The following is a 17,664-nucleotide window of genomic DNA, read 5'->3' as shown; positions in this document are numbered from 1 at the left end:
CGATACGCTGTTTCTTCGCTCCTACCCGTGAATCATTGATGACTACCTACAAAGAACTTCTGGCACAGAAGCAGGCACTGGACCAACAGATCGCCGAAGCCAAGAAATCCGAATCCAAGGCCGCTCTGGCCACCGTGCATTCGCTGATCGCCGAGTTCGGCTTCACTGCGCAGCAGGTCTTCCCCTGGAAGCCCGCCGGCGTGAAGGCCGCCGCCAAGTACCGCGATCCGGTCAGCGGGGCCTCCTGGAGCGGCCGCGGCAAGCCGCCGAAGTGGATTGCCGGCAAGGATCGCGCCGAGTTCGAGATCCAATGAACCGCCAGCAGAAGGCAGCCCATGTGGTTGCCTTTTTGTTTTTGAGATCGTAATCACGCTCTGAGAGCCCAGTGAAGATGAACGACGCACCCAGCGGCCAGAGTCCCGAACGCAAAGAGCCCGCACGGAGCGACGCGGGAAAAAAGACGCACGCCCACAGCGTGAGAAGTCTGGGTGTGGCGGCCACCGGTGTCGTGGGGCTGTTCTTCGTGTTCGTGCTGGGCGATCTGCTGGCGCGCTCGGGGATCGGCTGGATGCGGGATCTCTCGCCGAGCGTGTTCTGGTTCGGCATCGTGTTTCTGGTGTTCTATCTGATCGCCTACATCAGCCACTCGGAGTTCACGCGCCACATCGGCGGACAACTCGCGTCGCAGGCGGCGCTGGCGGTGTTCATGTGGTTCATGTACACGCAGGCGGCGCTGCAGGCGAGCGTGCTGCTCAACCGCGTGTACGGCGTCGACGCATCGGCGTTTCCCGGATCGAGCCAGGTGCTGACCTTCGTGCAGATGTTTCTCGCGAGCCGGCCGCTGATCTATCTGATGATCGTCTTCAGCCTGTGGCACTTTCTGCGCTACGTTCTCAGCAGGCAGCGCGCGACGCGCATTTCCGTTTTTTCCTCGCTGATCATGCTGTCCGGAGCGACGATCGGCGTGATGGCGCTGGTGTTCATTCACGAGCGCCTGTCCGAGCCGCTGCTCCTCAAAAAGAGCTATCTGATCGCCAAGGAACTGGATTTCAATCCGCGCGTGCATTGCGGGCGCGTGGATCTCGAGGGCGTCGGCGTGTTTCTTGGCCCCGAGCAGCAGCGCGTGCTGGTCGACGCAGTGCCCTCAACCGCGTCGTGGACGGAGTCGATCTATGCAACGGAAGCCTCGCTGCGTTCGACCGAGGTGCCGGGGAGTTTTCCGGTCTACCGCTGCTCGGAGCGTGATGAAGCACTGCCGCTGGCGTCGCCTGCGCGCTGATGTCGAACAGGTGTCACACCCAATCGGAGCTTTTCCAATACAGTGTGGGCATGGATCATCAATTCACACGTACGCTCAATCTTTCAGGAGCCTCCAACTTCCGCGACATCGGCGGATACCGTGGCCATGAAGGTCGTCAGGTGCGCTGGCGCCGCATCTTCCGTTCGGACCATCTGGCGGCGCTGACCGCGCAGGACACGCGCACGCTGGCCGACATCGGCGTGTCGCGCGCGCTGGACTTTCGCGGCGATGTGGAACGTGCGGCGCAGGCCTATTCGATTCCGAACGTGCGCTACCACGCGCTCTCCATCGAGCCCACCGTGGTGCAGCGCGCCAAGGAGATGACTCTGGCGGGCCAACGCATGACGGCGGACATCGCCGTGGGGCTGATGCAGGACACTTACCGCGCCTTCGTCGCCAACAATGCGCAGCAGTACGCGGAGCTGTTCGAACACCTGCTCGAAGACGACGCGCCGCTGGTGTTCCACTGCACCGCAGGCAAGGACCGCACCGGCTTCGCCGCCGCGCTGATCCTGATGACGCTCGGCGTGCCGCGCTCGGTGGTGATGGAGGACTATCTGCTGACCAACGCGCTCTACCGTCGGCCCGCCGCCATCGGCAACGGTGCGCCGGAGGAGGTGCTCAACGTGCTGTGGCGCGTGCAGGAAGACTTCCTCGAAGCCGCGCTGCAATCGGTCGATGCCGATTTCGGCGGGCTCGAAAAGTACATGGAAAAGCAGCTCGGCGTGGGTGAGCGGGAGCGCGCGCGACTCGCGCAGCTGTATCTGACCGAGACGCCCCAGGGCTGACCGTCCGCGCATGGAGCGGGCAAGAAAAAACCGGCACATGTGCCGGTTTTTTCTTTGCGTGGGCAGCGTGGCCGCCGATCAGGCCGCAGCGTCCTTGAGCTTCTTCAGGGCGCGGGTCTTGATCTTCACGGTGGCGGGCTTGGCGTCGAACCAGCGCTCTTCACCGGTGAAGGGGTCCTTGCCGAAGCGCTTCTTCTTGGCTGGGACCTGCAGCACGCCGATCTTCAGCAGACCTGGCAGCGTGAACTCGCCGGAGCCCTTCTTGTGCACCGATGCCACAATGGCGTTTTCCAGTGCCACGAGCACGGCCTTGACGGCCTTGGCTTCGACGGCGCTGGCTTCCACCAGGTGAGCGATCAGCGAGGACTTGTTGAACACGTCCTTGATCGGCTTCACGGCTGCAGGCGCAGCGGGAGCTGCAGCAGCCTTCTTGGCGACGGGAGCCTTCTTGGCCACGGCGGCCTTCGTAGCCACAGGTGCCTTCTTGGCTGCAGGAGCAGCCTTCTTCGCTGCGGGTGCAGCCTTGGTTTTCGCTGTCGTTGCAGGAGCGGCCTTCTTGGCGGGCGCGCTCGCTTTCTTTGCAGTTGCCATGATGAAGTTGGTTTGTATGTATGTTGATTCGAAATACCGCCAGCAGTGCTGGTGTCGGCATTCTAGGGCGAGATTTCCAAGACGTGCGTGGTGTGCGGGTTCAAAACCACTTGAAAACTGCATTCAATGGCGGTTTTGCGGCGAAAGAGCCACGCGATCCGGCGCTTTTTCAGGTGAACTGCTGTTGACGTTAAGCTGCGAGTTGCGCGAGTATCTGTCATCAATTCCGTTCACGCCATCAGCATGGAGACAACACATCATGAGCGACACTGACAACACACCCTTTGGTTTCGGGCGCTTTGTACCGGGCTTCGATTTTCTGCAGAATCTGGCGAAGGGCGCGACGTCCGGCGCGTCGCCGATGCCGGGACTCGCGAGCTGGGTTGCACCCACGGTGAGCGTGGAAGAGCTGGACAAGCGCATCGGTGAATTGAAGTCGGTGCAGTTCTGGCTCGAGCAGAATTCGCGCGCGCTCGCGGCCACCATCCAGGCGCTCGAAGTGCAGAAGATGACGCTCGCCACGCTGGAGAACATGAACGTCGCGATGGGCGACATCGCAGGCGCTTTCGGCGCGCAGATGGCGGGTGTCGCAGGCGCTGCCAAGAGCGCTGCGGCGAGCGCGAGCAAGGCGGCGAAGGCTCCGGAACCTGAATCTGAACCCAAAGCCGCGGACAAGCCCGCCGAAGCGCCACGCGCGCAATCGCAGGACAAGACCGCAACCGCAGCGGCATTCATGCCCGGCGCGTCGGGCATGGTCGATCCGGTGCAGTGGTGGACCTCGCTGACCAACCAGTTCCAGCAGATCGCAACCAGCGCGATGCGCGACGTGTCGCAGCAGGCGGCGAACGCGCCTGCAATGGCGAGTGCTGGGGGTGTGGGTGGCGGCGCTGCGGCGCAGGAGGCTTTCAAGAAGGCGTCCGACATGGCGACGCAGTTCGCCGCTGACAGCATGAAGGGCGCGGAGGCCATGACGCGCTCGGCGATGGCGGTCGCGAGCAAGGCTGCGGGCGCAGCGAAAGCGCCAGCCGCCAAGACAGCGGCTGCGGCGAAGAAGTCGACGGCCACATCCGCCGCTGCAAAGAAGACCCGCCCCAAGGCATCGAAGTGAACGGCTGGCGCACGCGCCAGACCACGGGCCGGACGGCGCTTTGATGATGTCGGCGAGGCTGTTCCCCTCGGGCCACGCCACCCACCCGCAATGGCGGATGGCGGGAGCTCTGGTGCTGGCGCAGCTGCGTGCACAGATGGCCCTGCCGGGCTACGCGCGTGCGCCGTCGTTGGGGCTTCTGTACATCACCGACCACTATGCTGGCGAGGCCAGCCAGCTGCTCGCATTCCTGTCGCAGCAGCTGCCGGACGTGAAGGCCTGGAGCGGCACCGTCGGCATCGGCGTCGCGGCGAACAATGCGGAGTATTTCGACGAGCCCGCGCTCTCGGTCATGCTCTGCGACATCGCGCCCGAGCACTGGCGCATCTTCTCGGGCGTGGCGCCGATGCCGCGTGCGGGGCAGGGGGGCTTCGCGATGCAGACGGCGCTGGTCCACGCGGATGAGTTCACGCCCGATCTGAGCGAAGTGCTGGAGGAGATGGCGCAGCGCACCAGCGCGGGCCATGTGTTCGGCGGCGTGGCGGCGAGCCGTGGCACCAAGGTGCAGTTCGCGCTGGATCTGCTGCGTGAACACACGCAGAGGCACGGGGACGATTCCGGCGTGCTGCAGGGCGGCCTGTCGGGCGTGGCGTTCGGGCCCGAGGTGCAGTGGGTGTCGCGCGTGACGCAGGGGTGTCGGCCGATTGCGCCTTGGGGCGTGGTGACGGCGGTGCAGGACAACCTGGTGCTTGAGCTCGACGGCGTGCCCGCGCTCGACATGCTGCTGGAGACGTTGGGGGTTTCGCTCGAAGGTGACACGCAGCCGGCCATCGAGGCGGTGAACGCGACCATGGTCGGGCTGCTCGATGCGGGCTCGCGCCAGCCGCACAGCACCGGGCATTTCGGCCCTGACGCGCGGGTGCGCCACATCGTGGGGCTGGATGCCACGCGCCGTGGGGTGGCGCTCGAAGAAGGCGTGCAGTTGGGCTCGCTGATGGCTTTCTGCCAGCGCCATCGGAGCACCGCACGCGCCGACCTGATGCGCATCTGCGCGGAGATACGCGAAGAACTCGAGCCCGCCGAAGACGTGCTCACGGTGCATGGCAGCACGAACGTGGAGCCGTCAGGCGCCTATGACCGGATCACTTCGCACCGGCGCATGCTGGGCGCCGTGTACGTGAGCTGCTCGGATCGCAGCGGCCAGTTCTTCGGTGGCAGCAACGCGGAACTGCAGATTGTGCGTCGTGCGCTCGGCGACGTGCCGCTCGTGGGATTCTTTGCACGCGGTGAAATCGCGGAGCATCGCCGTTACGGTTATGCCGGTGTGCTGACCGTGTTTGTCGGCAGCACACCGGCGGCGTGAATCGCTCTGTCCAGGGGGAATCCGATCAGTTGCGATAAGGGTTGTCCGGGCGACGGTCGTGGCGGTTCGGCACACCGTCGCCATCGCGGTCCCAGCCGCCCCGGTTGTACTGCCAGCGATCGCCTCGCTGCACCCACGCGGGCTGGTGGTAGCTGTGGCCGGGGCGCACGCGAACCCAGGTGCCGGGCACCCAGACATGGCGGTGGCCGCGCCACTCCCAATGGCCTTGCGACCAGACCATGCCGCGACGCGGGGCGGGCACGCGTTCATAGCGTGGAGGGGGCGGTGCGCTGTACTGCACGGGCATCACGGCGGGGTAGGGCGTGCCGATCTGCACGTTGATCTGGGGGCCTGCATGAGCTGCTCCGGCTGCCAGTCCGAATGCTGCAGCAGCGATGCTGGCGGCGATGAGAGGTGTGCGAATCATGTGGTGCTCCTTGTTCGGTGGCTTGGATTGCTGCCACCGTGAAGCGAATCATGAATCCCGTGTGTGAAGCGGAAGTTCTCTCTGTTTGAGCGCTTGGCAAAGTGTTGTGTACAAGTGTGTCGATGCTTGCTTGCCCCATCTTTTCGGCAAACAACGCAGTTACCTGTGGCGCCTCGCGTCTTCAGCAGCGTTTGAAACTGGCGAGGCCCAAGCGAGAGCAGCCGCGCAAGGGCCGCCCCGCCGCGCTGGCTGCGTCCCCCAGCCCGAAACGCAAAGCGTTTCGAGAGCGGGGGGAAGGCGCGAAGCGCCTCAAGAGGGACTAACAGTCCTTCGCATCTGCCCGAAGACCGCGAATTCCCAGCTGCGCATGCCGAGCACCAGCGTGTAGCCCTCAAGCTCGCGTGGCGGCAGTTTCTGGTCGGCGAGATGCTGCTGTGAAAAATCCTGTGCCAGCCGCTGCATGCGCTCGTTGAACGCCGGGGCCACGGCGCGGCTGATGGAGCCGTGCACCAGCAGCATGCCCTCGCCCGCACCGTCGAAGCTGCCGGAGAAATAGTCGAGCAGCGCGTGCTCGCGGAAGTAGTCCATCACCGCACCGTGCGGGCGCCAGCGGAAGGTCTTGGCGAGCTTGAGGCGGTAGCGGTTGAGCGGTCGCAGCTCGATGATGCCGATGCGGTCGAGCTGGGCGAGGTATTTCACGCCCTCGGCCTCGGTCAGTCGGTAGGTGCCGGTGATCTGCTCGAGCGTCCATTGGCTGAGCACGCAGATCGCCATCAGCAGCAGTTTCTTGTCCGCGACGACGGCGCGTTCCTGCTCGGGCGTGAGCTCCTTGAGCAGCGGCTGGCTTTCGGCCACGCGGCGCGCGAGGTCGGCAAAGTCGATGCGCAGCGCGCGGCAGATCGCGTCGATGCGCGTGAGCGGCATGTCGCCCTTGGCCAGCATGCGCTTGACGCTGGACTCCGCCATGTCGAGTTCTCTGGCCAGATCGGCGTAGGTCATCTGGGCGGACTTGAGCTCTTTCTTGAGAGCGGTGATGAGGTCGGCGGTGGTGCTCATGGGTATCGATTATCTATACCAGCGGTTTCGTGCGTTGGTTCCGGTGCGGAAAAACGATGCCAAGCGGCGACGGCGTTCGCAGACTGCGGGGCATGACCACTTGCGGGAGAGACCTTCCATGCTGCGCACCTTGTCCACTTTGTCCACCTTGACCAACTCGTCGTCGTCCAGACTGCCGCGCCACCTCGTCATCGGGGCGATGGCGCTGTGGTCGCTGTTGACCCTCTTCGGCCCGATGCTGGCGCAGTCGCCACGCTATCACGCGTTCGCGGATCAGCGCACCATCCACGGCCTGCCGCACGCGATGGATGTGCTCAGCAATCTGGGTTTTCTGGTCGCCGGCATCGCGGGGCTGGTGGCGCTATGGCGCACGCGCATGGTGCACGTCGCACCGACGGCGCGTTGCATGGCGGCCGTGTTCTTCGCGGGGCTGATCGGCTGCTTTGCGGGATCGTCGTACTACCACCTCGCGCCCGATGACGCGGCGCTGGTCTGGGATCGCCTCGCCATGTGCGTGCCGTTCGCTGGCATCCTGGGGCTCGCGGTGCGCCTGGCCTGCGGTGACGATGCCGCCGCGTGGCTGGCCGCGACGGCCATGCTGGTGTGCGGCATCGCGTCGACGCTGATCTGGCAGCACGGTGGCAACATGCTGCCCTGGGCGGTGGCGCAGGGCAGCGGCATGCTGGCGCTGGTCGGACTGGCGTTCGTGCCGCGTCGCAGCGGCGGTCTGCATGTGCACCTCGGCGTGGTGATCGGCTTCTACGCGCTCGCCAAGGTGTTCGAGCTCGCGGATGCACAGGTGTTCGCGCTGGATTTCGGCCTGCTCTCCGGCCACAGCGCCAAGCATCTTCTGGCCGCCGCCGCTGCCTGGCCGGTGCTGCATGCGCTCGGCAGACTGCGTGTGAACGCCGCCACAGCCGTTTCGCCGAACAAAGGCACAATGCCCGTTGGCAACCAGCAGCGCCGCTGAACAACGACACTTGGAAAACAACAAGACCATGAACCCAACGCCAGTTGACGACCGCTCCGCCAGCGCATCGGCGCATGAGCAGCATCCCAACCAGTTCGCCTTGCTCAAGCAGCGGCGGTTCGCGCCCTTCTTCTGGACGCAGTTCTCGGGCGCGGCCAATGACAACCTCTTCAAGTTCGCCTTCACGGTGATGGTGACCTACCAGCTCAGCGTGAGCTGGATGCCGCCGTCGATGGCGGGGCTGGTGATCGGTGCGCTGTTCATCCTGCCGTTTCTGCTGTTCTCGGCGACCGCCGGGCAGATCACCGACAAGCTCGAGAAGACGCGCATCATCCGCTTCGTGAAGGACTTCGAGATCGTCGTCATGCTGATCGCGGCCGCCGGTTTCGTGATGGGCCATGCGGCAATCCTGCTGGGCTGCGTGTTTCTCATGGGGCTGCATTCCACGCTGTTCGGACCCGTCAAGTTCGCCTATCTGCCGCAGGCGCTCAACGAGCGCGAACTCACCGGCGGCAACGGCATGGTGGAGATGGGCACCTTCGTCGCCATCCTGCTGGGCAACGTCGCGGGCGGTCTGCTCGTCGCCATGCCGGGCATCGGCCACACCGCCGTGGCCGTGGCCTGTGTGGGGCTGGCGCTGGTCGGCAGGCTGGTCGCGCAGTGGATTCCCAAGGCGCCCGCGACCGATCCGGATCTGGTGGTGAACTGGAATCCGATCACCGAGACCGTGCGCAACCTCAAGCTCGCGCACGGCAACATCGTGGTGTTCCGCTCGCTCCTGGGCATCAGCTGGATGTGGTTCTTCGGCGCCGTGTTTCTGAGCCAGTTCCCGAGCTTCGCGAAGGAGGTGCTGCACGGCAACGAGCAGGTCGCGTCGCTGCTGCTGGTGGTGTTCTCCATCGGCATCGGCGTCGGTTCGCTGCTCTGCGAAGTGCTGTCGCGCCGGCAGGTGGAAATCGGTCTCGTGCCGCTCGGCGCCATCGGCATGAGCGTGTTCGCCATCGATCTGTACTTCGCCTCGCGCAATCTCCCCAAGGTGGCGGAGATGGGCGCTGCGGCGTTCCTCGCCACCCCCGCGCACTGGCGCGTGATGATTGATCTGCTGCTGCTGAGCCTGTTCGCGGGTCTCTACAGCGTGCCGATGTACGCGCTGATTCAGCTGCGCAGCCAGCCCACGCACCGCGCGCGCATCATCGCGGCGAACAACATCCTCAACGCGCTGTTCATGATCGCGAGCTCGGTGCTGGCGGGCGCGCTGCTGGCAGCCAAGTTCACCGTGCCGCAGATCTTCCTGTTCACCGGCATCGCCAACGCCATCGTCGCGTTCTACATCTTCATGCTGGTGCCCGAGTACCTGCTGCGCTTCTACGCCTGGGTGCTCTCGCGCGTTATCTATCGCTTCAAGGTGCGCGGCGACGAGCACATTCCGACGCAGGGCGCGGCGATTCTCGCGTGCAACCACGTGAGCTTCGTGGACGCCGTGCTGCTGATGGCGGCGAGCCCACGCCCGATCTACTTTCTGATGGACCACCGCATCTTCCGCGTGCCGGTGCTCGGCTGGATCTTCAAGCTCGCCAAGGCGATTCCGGTGGCGTCGCAGAAGGAAGACCCGGCCACGTACGAGGCCGCCTTCGAGCGTGCCGCACAGGTGCTGCGCGAGGGCGATCTGCTCGCGATCTTCCCCGAGGGCGGCATCACGCGCGATGGTGAACTGCAGGAGTTCAAGGGCGGCATCATGAAGATCATCGACCGCGCGCGCGCCGAGGGCGTGGACGCGCCGGTCGTGCCGATGGCGCTGACCAACCTCTGGGGCTCGTACTTCAGCCGCGTCGAGCAGGGCGGGGCGATGGTGCGCCCGTTCCGCCGTGGCATGTTCAACCGTGTGGGCCTGAACGTGGGTGCGCCCATGGCCGCCGCCGAGGTGCAGCCGGCCAGCCTGCGCGAGCGCGTTGCGCAACTGCTCAAGGCATGAGCGGCAAAGACAGCGCGCTGGCGCTGCGCATCATTGGATTTCTGCGGGAGATCGGCCTTCACGTCGAATTGGGCGAGGTGGCCGAGGACAGCTTTCTGCCCGGCCTGCGGATTCGCGGGGGCGGTCTGCTGGTGGATCTGGACAGGCTGCTGTGGCCCGGCGATCTGCTGCACGAGGCGGGCCATCTCGCGGTGGTGCCGCCCGAGGTGCGCGCCACGCTCGACGACGCCCTGCAGGACATGCCCGCCGTACCGCACGGCGGTGAAATCGAGGCCACGGCCTGGGCGTGGGCTGCCACGCGCCATCTGGGGCTCGACTCGGCCGTGCTGTTCCACGACGGCGGCTACCGTGGCCACGCGGCGGGGCTGCGCATGAATTTCGAGCTGGGGGTCTATCTCGGCGCGTCGGGGCTCGCCAACGCGGGAATGACGACGCTGGCCTCGCAGGCGTCGAAGTTCAGGGACGCCTCCGTCTATCCGCAGATGCGACTCTGGCTGCGTACTTAGTGAAGTGTCCTCAAAAAGTATCGAAAAACGATACTCAAAGTGGATATCGAGACAACTCTCCATCCTTCCGACTACTTTTGACGCCCGCTGCGGCAACATTCGTTCCATGTTCAACAACGAGCTTGCTTGAAGCGGCTCCAAACAACATGTCCTCCAGCAACTACCCCGTCGTTCAACGTGACACGCGCGCCTGGCAACTGCAGGTGTGGGTCTCCTTCGGCATCGCAGTGTTCCTCTGCGCCACAGGCCTTGCGTGGCTGCCGGGTGAACGACTGGAGCAGGTTTTCATGGTGATGGGTTATGTGTTCTGTCTGTCCGCCACCTTCGTGCTGGCCAAGTTCACACGGGACAACCAGAGCAAGCGCGGCGCTGCCGCAGACACGCCCATGTGGCGGTTCGTGGTCTGGGGCGGTTTCGCCATCGCCATGGGCCTGACCGGTTGGGGCCTGCTGGGCATGAACATCAACCCGACCTTCAAGGCCTTCATGGCGGTGAGCTGGCTCTACCTGATCACCACGGCCTTCACGCTGGCCAAGATGCTGCGTGACCGCTACGACGCCGACCTCCTTGAAGCCCGCTTGCACGGTCGCCGTGAAGCGCAGATGCAGAGCATGGCGGCGGCCGAGGAAAGCGTCGCCAAGTGATGGCGGGTGCGGTTGGCAGATCATTCAGAAGAAGCATTCATTGAAATCAAAAGCGCCGGTCGCGAGTCGCGGCCGGCCAAAGCAAGGGAAACATCATGCGTTCGATCTTTCGCAAGACTCTGGTTCACATGGCTTTGGTGGCCTGCATGCTCGGCGGCCTGACCGCACGGGCCGACGCGCAGAGCGATGCGTCGCTCGCGCTTTCGGTGATGCCGATCGCCTCCGTGGTGATGGGTGTGGGCGCGAGTGGCGCTGCCGCCGGTGCGGTGGTGGCGATCCCCGCAGCGCTGTCGGTCGGCGGTGCGGTGCTGGTGGTGAAGGCGGTGGAAGCCTCGGCGGTCGGCACGGTGTATCTGCTGGAGCGCGCATCGGACGGCGCACAGGCCAGCGTGCAGGTCGTCGGCAAGGGCTCGCGTGCCGTGGCCCATGGCGTGGGCACGGCGGTGGAGTGCAGTCTGGTGACCGGCGGCGTCGTGCTGTCGGTGGCGGGCGCGGTGATCGCCTTCGTGCCCGATGCCATCGGCCAGGCGCTGTTGCACAACGAACGTCTGTGAACGGGAGCGACCGCATGCACAAGAAGTCGACAGCCGTGATGGCGCTCGCAGCGGCCACTCTCATCACCGTGGGCGGCGCAGCCCATGCGGGCCGCTCCTGCGAGCAAAAGCCCGTGAGTGTGCAGACCATCAAGAAGGGCATGGAGCTCGCCGCGCAGACCGCCAAGGCGCTCGACGCGACGGGCGCCAAGGTGATCGTGCTGGGCCGCGCCGGTCAGGATCTGAGCAAGTACAACCTGCGCTACTCGCATCTCGGCTGGGCCTACAGGACGCCCGAGGGCCAGTGGCGCGTGGAGCACAAGCTCAACGAATGCGGCACGGCCGAGGCGCACATCTACCGGCAGGGGCTGGGAGAGTTCTTTTTGGACGACCTCTGGCGCTACGAGGCCGTCTGGGTGGTTCCCACGCCCGAGGTGCAGGAGCGCATGCTGCCCCTGCTGCAGGACCGCCGCAAGGCGCTGGCGCTGCACGAGCCCAAGTACAGCATGGTGGCCTATCCCTGGGCTACCAAGTACCAGCAGTCGAACCAGTGGGCGCTCGAGTCGCTCGCGATGGGGATGGAGCCCACGGTGGCGACGCGCGAGCAGGCGCAGGCCTGGCTCAAGTTCAAGGGCTACGAGCCGAGCGCCATGCGCATCGGCGCGATGACGCGGCTCGGCGGACGGATGACGGCGGCGAACATTGCGTTCGACGATCACCCGAACGAGAAACGCTTTGCCGACCGCATCGAGACGGTGACCGTGGATTCGGCGATGGGCTTTCTGCAGCGCGCGCAATTGTCGGGCGCGCCGCAGACACTGCGTCTGGATTGACCCGCCGCAGCGGAGCGAGGACTGCATCCCCCTGAACGCATTGCGCAGAGCAGGGAGGGCGGCGCGAAGCGACCCAGCAGCGTTTGTAGCGATCCGAGGCCTATGCCACCGGCGCGGCCCAGGCGAGAGCAGCCGCGCCAGGCCGCCCCGCCGCGCTGGCTGCGTCCCCCTCCCGCAAAGCGAGAGAGGTGGAAGGCACGAAGCGACTCAGCAGCGTTTGTAGCGATCCGTGGCCCATGCCTCCGGCGCGGCTCAGGCGAGAGCAGCCGCGCAAGGGCCGCCCCACCGCACTGGCTGCGTCCCCTACCGCAAAGCGAGAGAGAGGGAAGGCGCGAAGCGACTCAGCAGCGTTTGTAGCGATCCGTGGCCTATGCCACCGGCGCGGCCCAGGCGAGAGCAGCCGCGCAAGGGCCGCCCCGCCGCGCTGGCTGCGTCCCCCTCCCGCGAAGCGAGAGAGGGGGAAGGCGCGAAGCGACTCAGCAGCGGTTGTAGCGATCCGTGGCCCATGCCACCGGCGCGGCCCAGGCGAGAGCAGCCGCGCAAGGGCCGCCCCGCCGCGCTGGCTGCGTCCCCCTCCCGCGAAGCGAGAGAGGGGGAAGGCGCGAAGCGCCTCAGGGGGTGTTTCTAATACACCGCGTGCGCGCACATCACCACGCGGTTGCGCCCCGTGTCCTTGGCCTCGTAGAGCGCGTGGTCGGCCTCGCGCAGCAGCAGCTCGATCATCGCGTGCTTGGGTGGAGCCTCCTGGTGCACGACACCGATGCTCACGGTGATGTGCAACTGCACCTCGTCGTTGAAGGTGAAGATGTGGCGGCGCGTCGCGTCGCACAGCCGCTCGGCGATCTCGTGCGCCTCGTCGCGGGTGACGTTGGGCAGCATGAGCGCAAACTCTTCTCCGCCCATGCGCCCGAGCACGTCGGAGGGCCGCAGGTGCAGCGTGATCAGCTGGGTGAATTCGCGCAGCAGTTCGTCGCCAGCCGCATGCCCCCAGGTGTCGTTCACGCCCTTGAAGTTGTCCAGATCGATCATCAGCACGGCGGCGGCGCGGCTGTCCTGGCCGAGCTTCTGCAACCAGCGTGCGCACTGCTCGATGAAGGTGTTGCGGCCCAGCACGCCGGTCAGCGCGTCATGCCGTGCGGCGTAGTGCAGGCGGTCGAGCAGCTCGTTGCGGACGGCCTGAAAACTCGCCACCGCCAGCGGCCCGAGCGAGAGCAGCGTGATGCCAAAGCGCAGCGAGATCGCGTCCCTCATGTGATCGGGCGTGTAGGTGATGACGCCCAGCGATGCGGTGTACGACTTGAGCAGACCCACCGCGAAGCACAGCAGCGCGACGGAAAACAGCTTGTAGCGCAGCGCACACCAGATCAGCGCGGGAACGCCGAACACCAGCGAGCCGGGCCCGCCGATCAGCACGGCGGCGGTCTCGCAGGCGATGAGCGTGATCAGCGGGGCGAGATGCACCGGGTCAAAGCGATCCGCGCAATCCTTCCAGCGGATGGCGCGGATCTGCTGCAGCGTGGGCGCGCTCAGCACGATGGGAAGCATCAGCATGCTGCACATCAGCGCGCTGGTGAACCACATGAACAGCGCGCTCGCCGAGGTGCCGCCGAAGAGGAACGGCGTGGCGGGAAATCCGACCAGCGACTCGCCCGCCGCCTGCACCATGCAGCCGCAGAGCAGGAACAGCGCCGACAGCGTGCCGCGCAGCAGCACGGTGTTGCGGTCCAGGCCCTGAAAGAACTGCCAGCCCGCGATGACGCCGGCCAGATTGGCGAACGACAGCCAGATGGCGGCCGCCGGACCATCGCCCATGAGCAGCGAGGAAAGCACGAAGGCGCTGGTGCTCCAGATCCAGGTGCGGGGATCGCGCGCGAGCGACGGGCGGCGCAGGATCAGGCCGAGCATCAGCGCGTTCGCCGGCCAGAACGAGGCCAGAAACTCCACGGGCCGACTCAGCGTGCCGACGATGCAGGCCGCGAACACCGCAATGCCGAGAGCCGCGGCCGCGTGCGCGTCCGACAGCGGCCGGTGCGCTGGTGCAGGATCGGGTACGGCTCTTGGCGAATCCATGGCGGCAGAAGGCGTGCGTGCGTGCACCTTGGGGGATGAATTCTGTCGAGGACTATCGACAGGAGGTATCTGAACAAGAGCTTACAACGGGTTGCACTGCCCGCGTGTGTCGCGTCCGCGTGACATAGGGTTTTGGAGCGCCGAAAAACGCGCTCGTCGATGGTGCGAGATGCACCGGATTGGGGTGCGCGTGGGTGCGCTGTGGGGGCTGGGGGATGCGCTTCGGCGCGGGTGCCGGTGCGCACCGCAAGGAATCCTTCACGGACTCGGAACCGCCGTGCGGCGCACGGGCCGGTGCGCATTGGTGTGAAAGCGCTCACCCACCGGGCGCTTTCACGAGAGTGGCGTCAGACGCCGCGCGCGCGGTCGGCCTTGAATTTCGCGCGGAACTGCGTGAACGTGCCCGCATCCAGTGCGTTGCGGACTTCCTGCATCAGATTCAGGTAGTAGTGGAGATTGTGAATCGTTGTCAACATCGGGCCGAGCATCTCGCCGCAGCGGTCCAGGTGATGCAGATAGGCGCGCGAGAAGCCGTCACGGCCGCCGTCATCCCAGCTCACGCCGCTCGTGCTCGCGCAGGCGTGGCAGGTGCAGGTGGTGTCGATGGGCTGGTGGTCGGACTTGTGGCGCGCGTTGCGCAGCTTCAGATCGCCGTAGCGGGTGAAGATCGTGCCGTTGCGCGCGTTGCGGGTCGGCATCACGCAGTCGAACATGTCCACGCCGTCGGCCACGCCCTGCACCAGATCTTCGGGCGTGCCCACGCCCATCAGGTAGCGCGGCTTGTTCTCGGGCAGCAGATGCGGCGTGTGCGCCATGATCTCCAGCATCTCGTCCTTGGGCTCGCCCACCGAGACGCCGCCGACCGCGTAGCCGGGGAAGTCCATCTCGACCAGCGCGTCCAGCGATTCCTTGCGCAGGTTGGTGTACATGCCGCCCTGCACGATGCCGAACAGCGCGTTCGGATTTTCAAGACGCTCGAATTCATCCTTGGAGCGCTTGGCCCAGCGGCGGCTCATTTCCATCGACTTGCGCGCTTCGGCCTCGGTGGTCTTGTGGCCGTTGGTCTCGTAGGGCGTGCATTCGTCGAGCTGCATGACGATGTCGGAGTTGAGCGTCGTCTGGATCTGCATGCTCACTTCGGGCGACATGAACAGCTTGTCGCCGTTGACCGGGCTCTGGAAGTGAACGCCTTCCTCGGTGATCTTGCGCATGGCGCCGAGGCTCCACACCTGGAAGCCGCCCGAGTCGGTGAGGATGGGCTTGTTCCACTTCTCGAAGCCATGCAGGCCGCCGAAGCTTTGCATGATGTCCAGACCGGGGCGCATCCACAGGTGGAAGGTGTTGCCGAGGATGATCTGCGCGCCCATCTCCTCGAGACTGCGCGGCATCACGCCCTTGACGGTGCCGTAGGTACCCACGGGCATGAAGATGGGGGTCTGCACGACACCGTGGTTGAGCGTGAGCTTGGCGCGCCGGGCGTGGCTTGTCGGATCGGTTTTGAGGAGTTCGAACTGCAGCATGATGGGTGCGATTGTCCCAGACTGCCGATACAGAATATTTCACAAGCCCATTCGTCGCTCTACACTGTTCATAGCAGGGGCAAATAACGAAAGGAAGTCACATGGTAAGAATTCTCGTTGCGGTCGATGGTTCCGAACTGGCGCTCGACGCGGTGCGCCATGCGCTGATGCTGATTCGCGAAGGGCTGAAGGCCGTCGTCGTGCTCGGCCATGTGCAGGAAGAGGCTTCCTTTCTGGAGCTGGCGACTCAGGGCGCCGACGCCATCGCCGAGGCTGCCGTGGAGGCCGGCAAGCACCTCACGCGCCCTGCGGAAAAGCTGGTGCGCGCCGAGAACGTGCCGTTCGAGACGGAGATCGTGCTCGGTTCGCCCGCTGCGGCGCTGTGCGACCTGGCGGAGGCGCAGGGCTGCGACTTCATCGTGATGGGCGCGCGCGGCATGGGCGCGATGCGTGCGGCGGTGATCGGATCGGTCTCGCAGGCCGTGGTGCACCAGTGCAATCTGCCGGTGCTGGTCGTCAAGCACGTCGAGGCGCTGGAAGAGGACGAGGGCGAGGATCAGGACGCCGAAGAGGCGCAGTGAACTCTTGATCTCGGCGCCGCCTTCGGCGGCGATTGGTCAATCGTTTGGAGGCGGCGAAATGGGCCATATCGCTTCGTTGCGCCTCCTTGCCGTACTGAAGTACTGATCTGCGTCGGCGACGCCTCACGCTATGGCCCATTGCGCCGTTGTGGAGTTTGTTCAAAAGCCTCGTGGACTTCGCAGGCCCGCTCCTGCATGAGCACCGGAGAAAGCAAGGAGGGTGTGGAGTGGCTCAGGCCGCCTTGCGCATCGTCTCGTCATGAAAGCCGCGCGCGAACTTGCCGTGCGGCAGGCTGCCAAGGCGCTGGAAGATGCGCCGGCAGTAGATGCGGCTCCAGAGGCACTTGTTGAGCTCGTCGACGGGCCAGGGGCCGCTCACCACCACGAGGTCGTTGGCCTTGTCCCATTCGCCTGCGGCGCGCAGACGGCGGCGCGTATGGGCCGCCCATGACTGGATGCGCGTGGGCGCGCCGTGCTCGTGGATTTCGCCGGTCTGGCGGTTGAACGCCACCGCGACCGTGTCGGTCTGCAGCTTGTAGCGGCGCTCGCCGGTGACCTGGCTGGGCGTTTCGCTGAGGTCGTACAGAAAATAGCTGCCCGCTTTGAGCTGGTACTGCAGGTCCATGGCGGATTCCTCCGGACTTTGAAGATGACGTAGCGACAGTGGGGCGCCGGTTCGGCGCAGCGCTTTGGTGACAGAAAATGTCATCAATCTTCAAATAACGCCGGGGCCAGCGCGGATGTGCTACGCATTGTGTAGCGGTAGGTGCCAATGTGCAAGGGCTGGACGTGGATTTTTGTGACGGGTTGAGGCGAATGCTCTCAACTGCGCTCAATCGCGCGTCTCGCTCGGCTGATCCAGCACTCGCCGCAGTTCGCCGAGCTGGTCGTAAAGCGCCTTGGCATGCGTTCCGCCGAGCGGTGCGAACAGCTGCTCGAGCCAGCGCTCGTGCTCGGTCGCCATGCGGTCGAACTGCTGTTGTCCGCTGGCCGTGAGGCGCACGAACATCGATCGCCGGTCGCCCTCGTCGACCACGCGTTCCACCCAGCCCTCGGCCACGAGCTGGTCGGTCAGGCCGGTCACGTTGCCGCCGGTGACCATCAGATATTCCGACAGCGTCTTCATGCGCAGCCCCTCGGGAAAGCGGCTGAGCTGCGCCATGTAGTCAAAGCGCGAGAGCGTGGTGCCGAACTGCGCCTGCAGATGGCTGCGGATGGTCTGCTCGATCTGCGTGCTGCAGGTCAGTAGCCGCAGCCACAGCCGCACGGCCTGATGGTCGTCGTGCGACAGGCCTGCCTCGCGGCCGGGGCGGTCGCTGGCGTAGTGCGTGGAGTCGGTGGCGCGGGGCTTCATGTGACTGGGCAGGGCTGGAAAGCGCGTGTAACGAAGGGCTGGATTAAGGGTTAGTTCTATCTTAGCTCA

20 protein-coding genes are annotated in these 17,664 nt (G+C 65.4%); 13 read left to right on the top strand and 7 right to left on the bottom strand.

From position 1 onward, the window contains the following. Window positions 1-38 precede the first annotated feature (38 nt). The 3 genes from ISG32_RS25385 to ISG32_RS25375 all read left to right on the top strand — a co-directional run bounded on the left by ISG32_RS25385 (window position 39) and on the right by ISG32_RS25375 (window position 2,088). A complete protein-coding gene (locus tag ISG32_RS25385; protein WP_194773803.1) occupies window positions 39-314 on the top strand; it encodes an H-NS histone family protein in 276 nt (91 codons plus the stop codon). A 77-nt stretch (window positions 315-391) separates the two neighbouring features. After that, a complete protein-coding gene (locus ISG32_RS25380) occupies window positions 392-1,279 on the top strand; it encodes a hypothetical protein (RefSeq protein ID WP_194773802.1) in 888 nt (295 codons plus the stop codon). A gap of 50 nt (window positions 1,280-1,329) precedes the next feature. Next, entirely contained in the window at window positions 1,330-2,088 is a 759-nt protein-coding gene (locus tag ISG32_RS25375; protein WP_194773801.1) for a tyrosine-protein phosphatase, read from the top strand. Window positions 2,089-2,166: 78 nt separating this feature from the next. Here ISG32_RS25375 and ISG32_RS25370 read toward each other — a convergent pair whose 3' ends face one another. Then, the gene (locus ISG32_RS25370) at window positions 2,167-2,679 is read right to left on the bottom strand and encodes an HU family DNA-binding protein (RefSeq protein WP_194773800.1); all 513 of its coding nucleotides are present in this window, start codon (window positions 2,677-2,679) and stop codon (window positions 2,167-2,169) included. Between the two features lie 20 nt (window positions 2,680-2,699). On the opposite strand from ISG32_RS25370, the gene ISG32_RS25365 reads away from it, so the two are divergent. The 3 genes from ISG32_RS25365 (at window position 2,700) to ISG32_RS25355 (ending at window position 5,129) form a co-directional block, all read left to right on the top strand. After that, complete coding sequence (locus ISG32_RS25365) at window positions 2,700-2,867, top strand: hypothetical protein (RefSeq protein WP_194773799.1); 168 nt, start codon at window positions 2,700-2,702, stop codon at window positions 2,865-2,867. A 71-nt stretch (window positions 2,868-2,938) separates the two neighbouring features. Further along, entirely contained in the window at window positions 2,939-3,787 is an 849-nt protein-coding gene (locus ISG32_RS25360; RefSeq protein ID WP_194773798.1) for a PhaM family polyhydroxyalkanoate granule multifunctional regulatory protein, read from the top strand. Window positions 3,788-3,830: 43 nt separating this feature from the next. Next, window positions 3,831-5,129 (top strand): FIST signal transduction protein, encoded by a 1,299-nt coding sequence (locus ISG32_RS25355; RefSeq protein ID WP_228530111.1) that lies wholly within the window; start codon window positions 3,831-3,833, stop codon window positions 5,127-5,129. A gap of 25 nt (window positions 5,130-5,154) precedes the next feature. Here the strand turns inward: ISG32_RS25355 and ISG32_RS25350 are convergent, their stop codons facing one another. Further along, window positions 5,155-5,556, bottom strand: a complete 402-nt coding sequence (locus ISG32_RS25350) for a YXWGXW repeat-containing protein (RefSeq protein WP_194773797.1) — start codon at window positions 5,554-5,556, stop codon at window positions 5,155-5,157. Window positions 5,557-5,865: 309 nt separating this feature from the next. Beyond that, complete coding sequence (locus tag ISG32_RS25345) at window positions 5,866-6,612, bottom strand: helix-turn-helix domain-containing protein (protein WP_194773796.1); 747 nt, start codon at window positions 6,610-6,612, stop codon at window positions 5,866-5,868. 118 nt (window positions 6,613-6,730) lie between these two features. Between ISG32_RS25345 and ISG32_RS25340 the strand changes: the two genes are divergently transcribed. The 6 genes from ISG32_RS25340 (at window position 6,731) to ISG32_RS25315 (ending at window position 12,070) form a co-directional block, all read left to right on the top strand. Further along, window positions 6,731-7,582, top strand: coding sequence for a hypothetical protein (locus ISG32_RS25340; protein WP_194773795.1), 852 nt, complete (start codon window positions 6,731-6,733; stop codon window positions 7,580-7,582). Window positions 7,583-7,610: 28 nt separating this feature from the next. Beyond that, window positions 7,611-9,554 (top strand): MFS transporter, encoded by a 1,944-nt coding sequence (locus ISG32_RS25335; protein WP_194773794.1) that lies wholly within the window; start codon window positions 7,611-7,613, stop codon window positions 9,552-9,554. After that, window positions 9,551-10,060, top strand: coding sequence for a hypothetical protein (locus ISG32_RS25330; protein WP_194773793.1), 510 nt, complete (start codon window positions 9,551-9,553; stop codon window positions 10,058-10,060). Before ISG32_RS25335 ends, ISG32_RS25330 begins: the two co-directional genes overlap by 4 nt. Window positions 10,061-10,206: 146 nt before the next feature. Beyond that, window positions 10,207-10,704 (top strand): YiaA/YiaB family inner membrane protein, encoded by a 498-nt coding sequence (locus ISG32_RS25325; RefSeq protein ID WP_194773792.1) that lies wholly within the window; start codon window positions 10,207-10,209, stop codon window positions 10,702-10,704. Between the two features lie 128 nt (window positions 10,705-10,832). After that, complete coding sequence (locus ISG32_RS25320) at window positions 10,833-11,258, top strand: hypothetical protein (protein WP_228530116.1); 426 nt, start codon at window positions 10,833-10,835, stop codon at window positions 11,256-11,258. A 14-nt stretch (window positions 11,259-11,272) separates the two neighbouring features. Further along, the gene (locus ISG32_RS25315) at window positions 11,273-12,070 is read left to right on the top strand and encodes a DUF2145 domain-containing protein (RefSeq protein ID WP_194773790.1); all 798 of its coding nucleotides are present in this window, start codon (window positions 11,273-11,275) and stop codon (window positions 12,068-12,070) included. 624 nt (window positions 12,071-12,694) lie between these two features. Here ISG32_RS25315 and ISG32_RS25310 read toward each other — a convergent pair. Then, a complete protein-coding gene (locus ISG32_RS25310) occupies window positions 12,695-14,140 on the bottom strand; it encodes a GGDEF domain-containing protein (RefSeq protein ID WP_194773789.1) in 1,446 nt (481 codons plus the stop codon). A 347-nt stretch (window positions 14,141-14,487) separates the two neighbouring features. Continuing rightward, window positions 14,488-15,660, bottom strand: a complete 1,173-nt coding sequence (tgt, locus tag ISG32_RS25305; RefSeq protein ID WP_194773788.1) for a tRNA guanosine(34) transglycosylase Tgt — start codon at window positions 15,658-15,660, stop codon at window positions 14,488-14,490. A gap of 101 nt (window positions 15,661-15,761) precedes the next feature. Between tgt and ISG32_RS25300 the strand changes: the two genes are divergently transcribed. Then, window positions 15,762-16,241, top strand: a complete 480-nt coding sequence (locus ISG32_RS25300; RefSeq protein ID WP_194773787.1) for a universal stress protein — start codon at window positions 15,762-15,764, stop codon at window positions 16,239-16,241. Between the two features lie 232 nt (window positions 16,242-16,473). On the opposite strand, the gene ISG32_RS25295 is transcribed toward ISG32_RS25300, so the two are convergent. Continuing rightward, window positions 16,474-16,866, bottom strand: coding sequence for a hypothetical protein (locus tag ISG32_RS25295; protein ID WP_194773786.1), 393 nt, complete (start codon window positions 16,864-16,866; stop codon window positions 16,474-16,476). A gap of 207 nt (window positions 16,867-17,073) precedes the next feature. Then, window positions 17,074-17,595, bottom strand: coding sequence for a MarR family winged helix-turn-helix transcriptional regulator (locus ISG32_RS25290; RefSeq protein ID WP_194773785.1), 522 nt, complete (start codon window positions 17,593-17,595; stop codon window positions 17,074-17,076). Window positions 17,596-17,664 lie beyond the last annotated feature (69 nt).

This window comes from Diaphorobacter caeni, assembly GCF_015354245.1.
Classification (GTDB): domain Bacteria; phylum Pseudomonadota; class Gammaproteobacteria; order Burkholderiales; family Burkholderiaceae_C; genus Diaphorobacter_A; species Diaphorobacter_A caeni.
The sequence above is the reverse complement of the archived record's forward strand: the minus strand, read 5'-3'. Positions and strand labels throughout refer to the sequence as shown.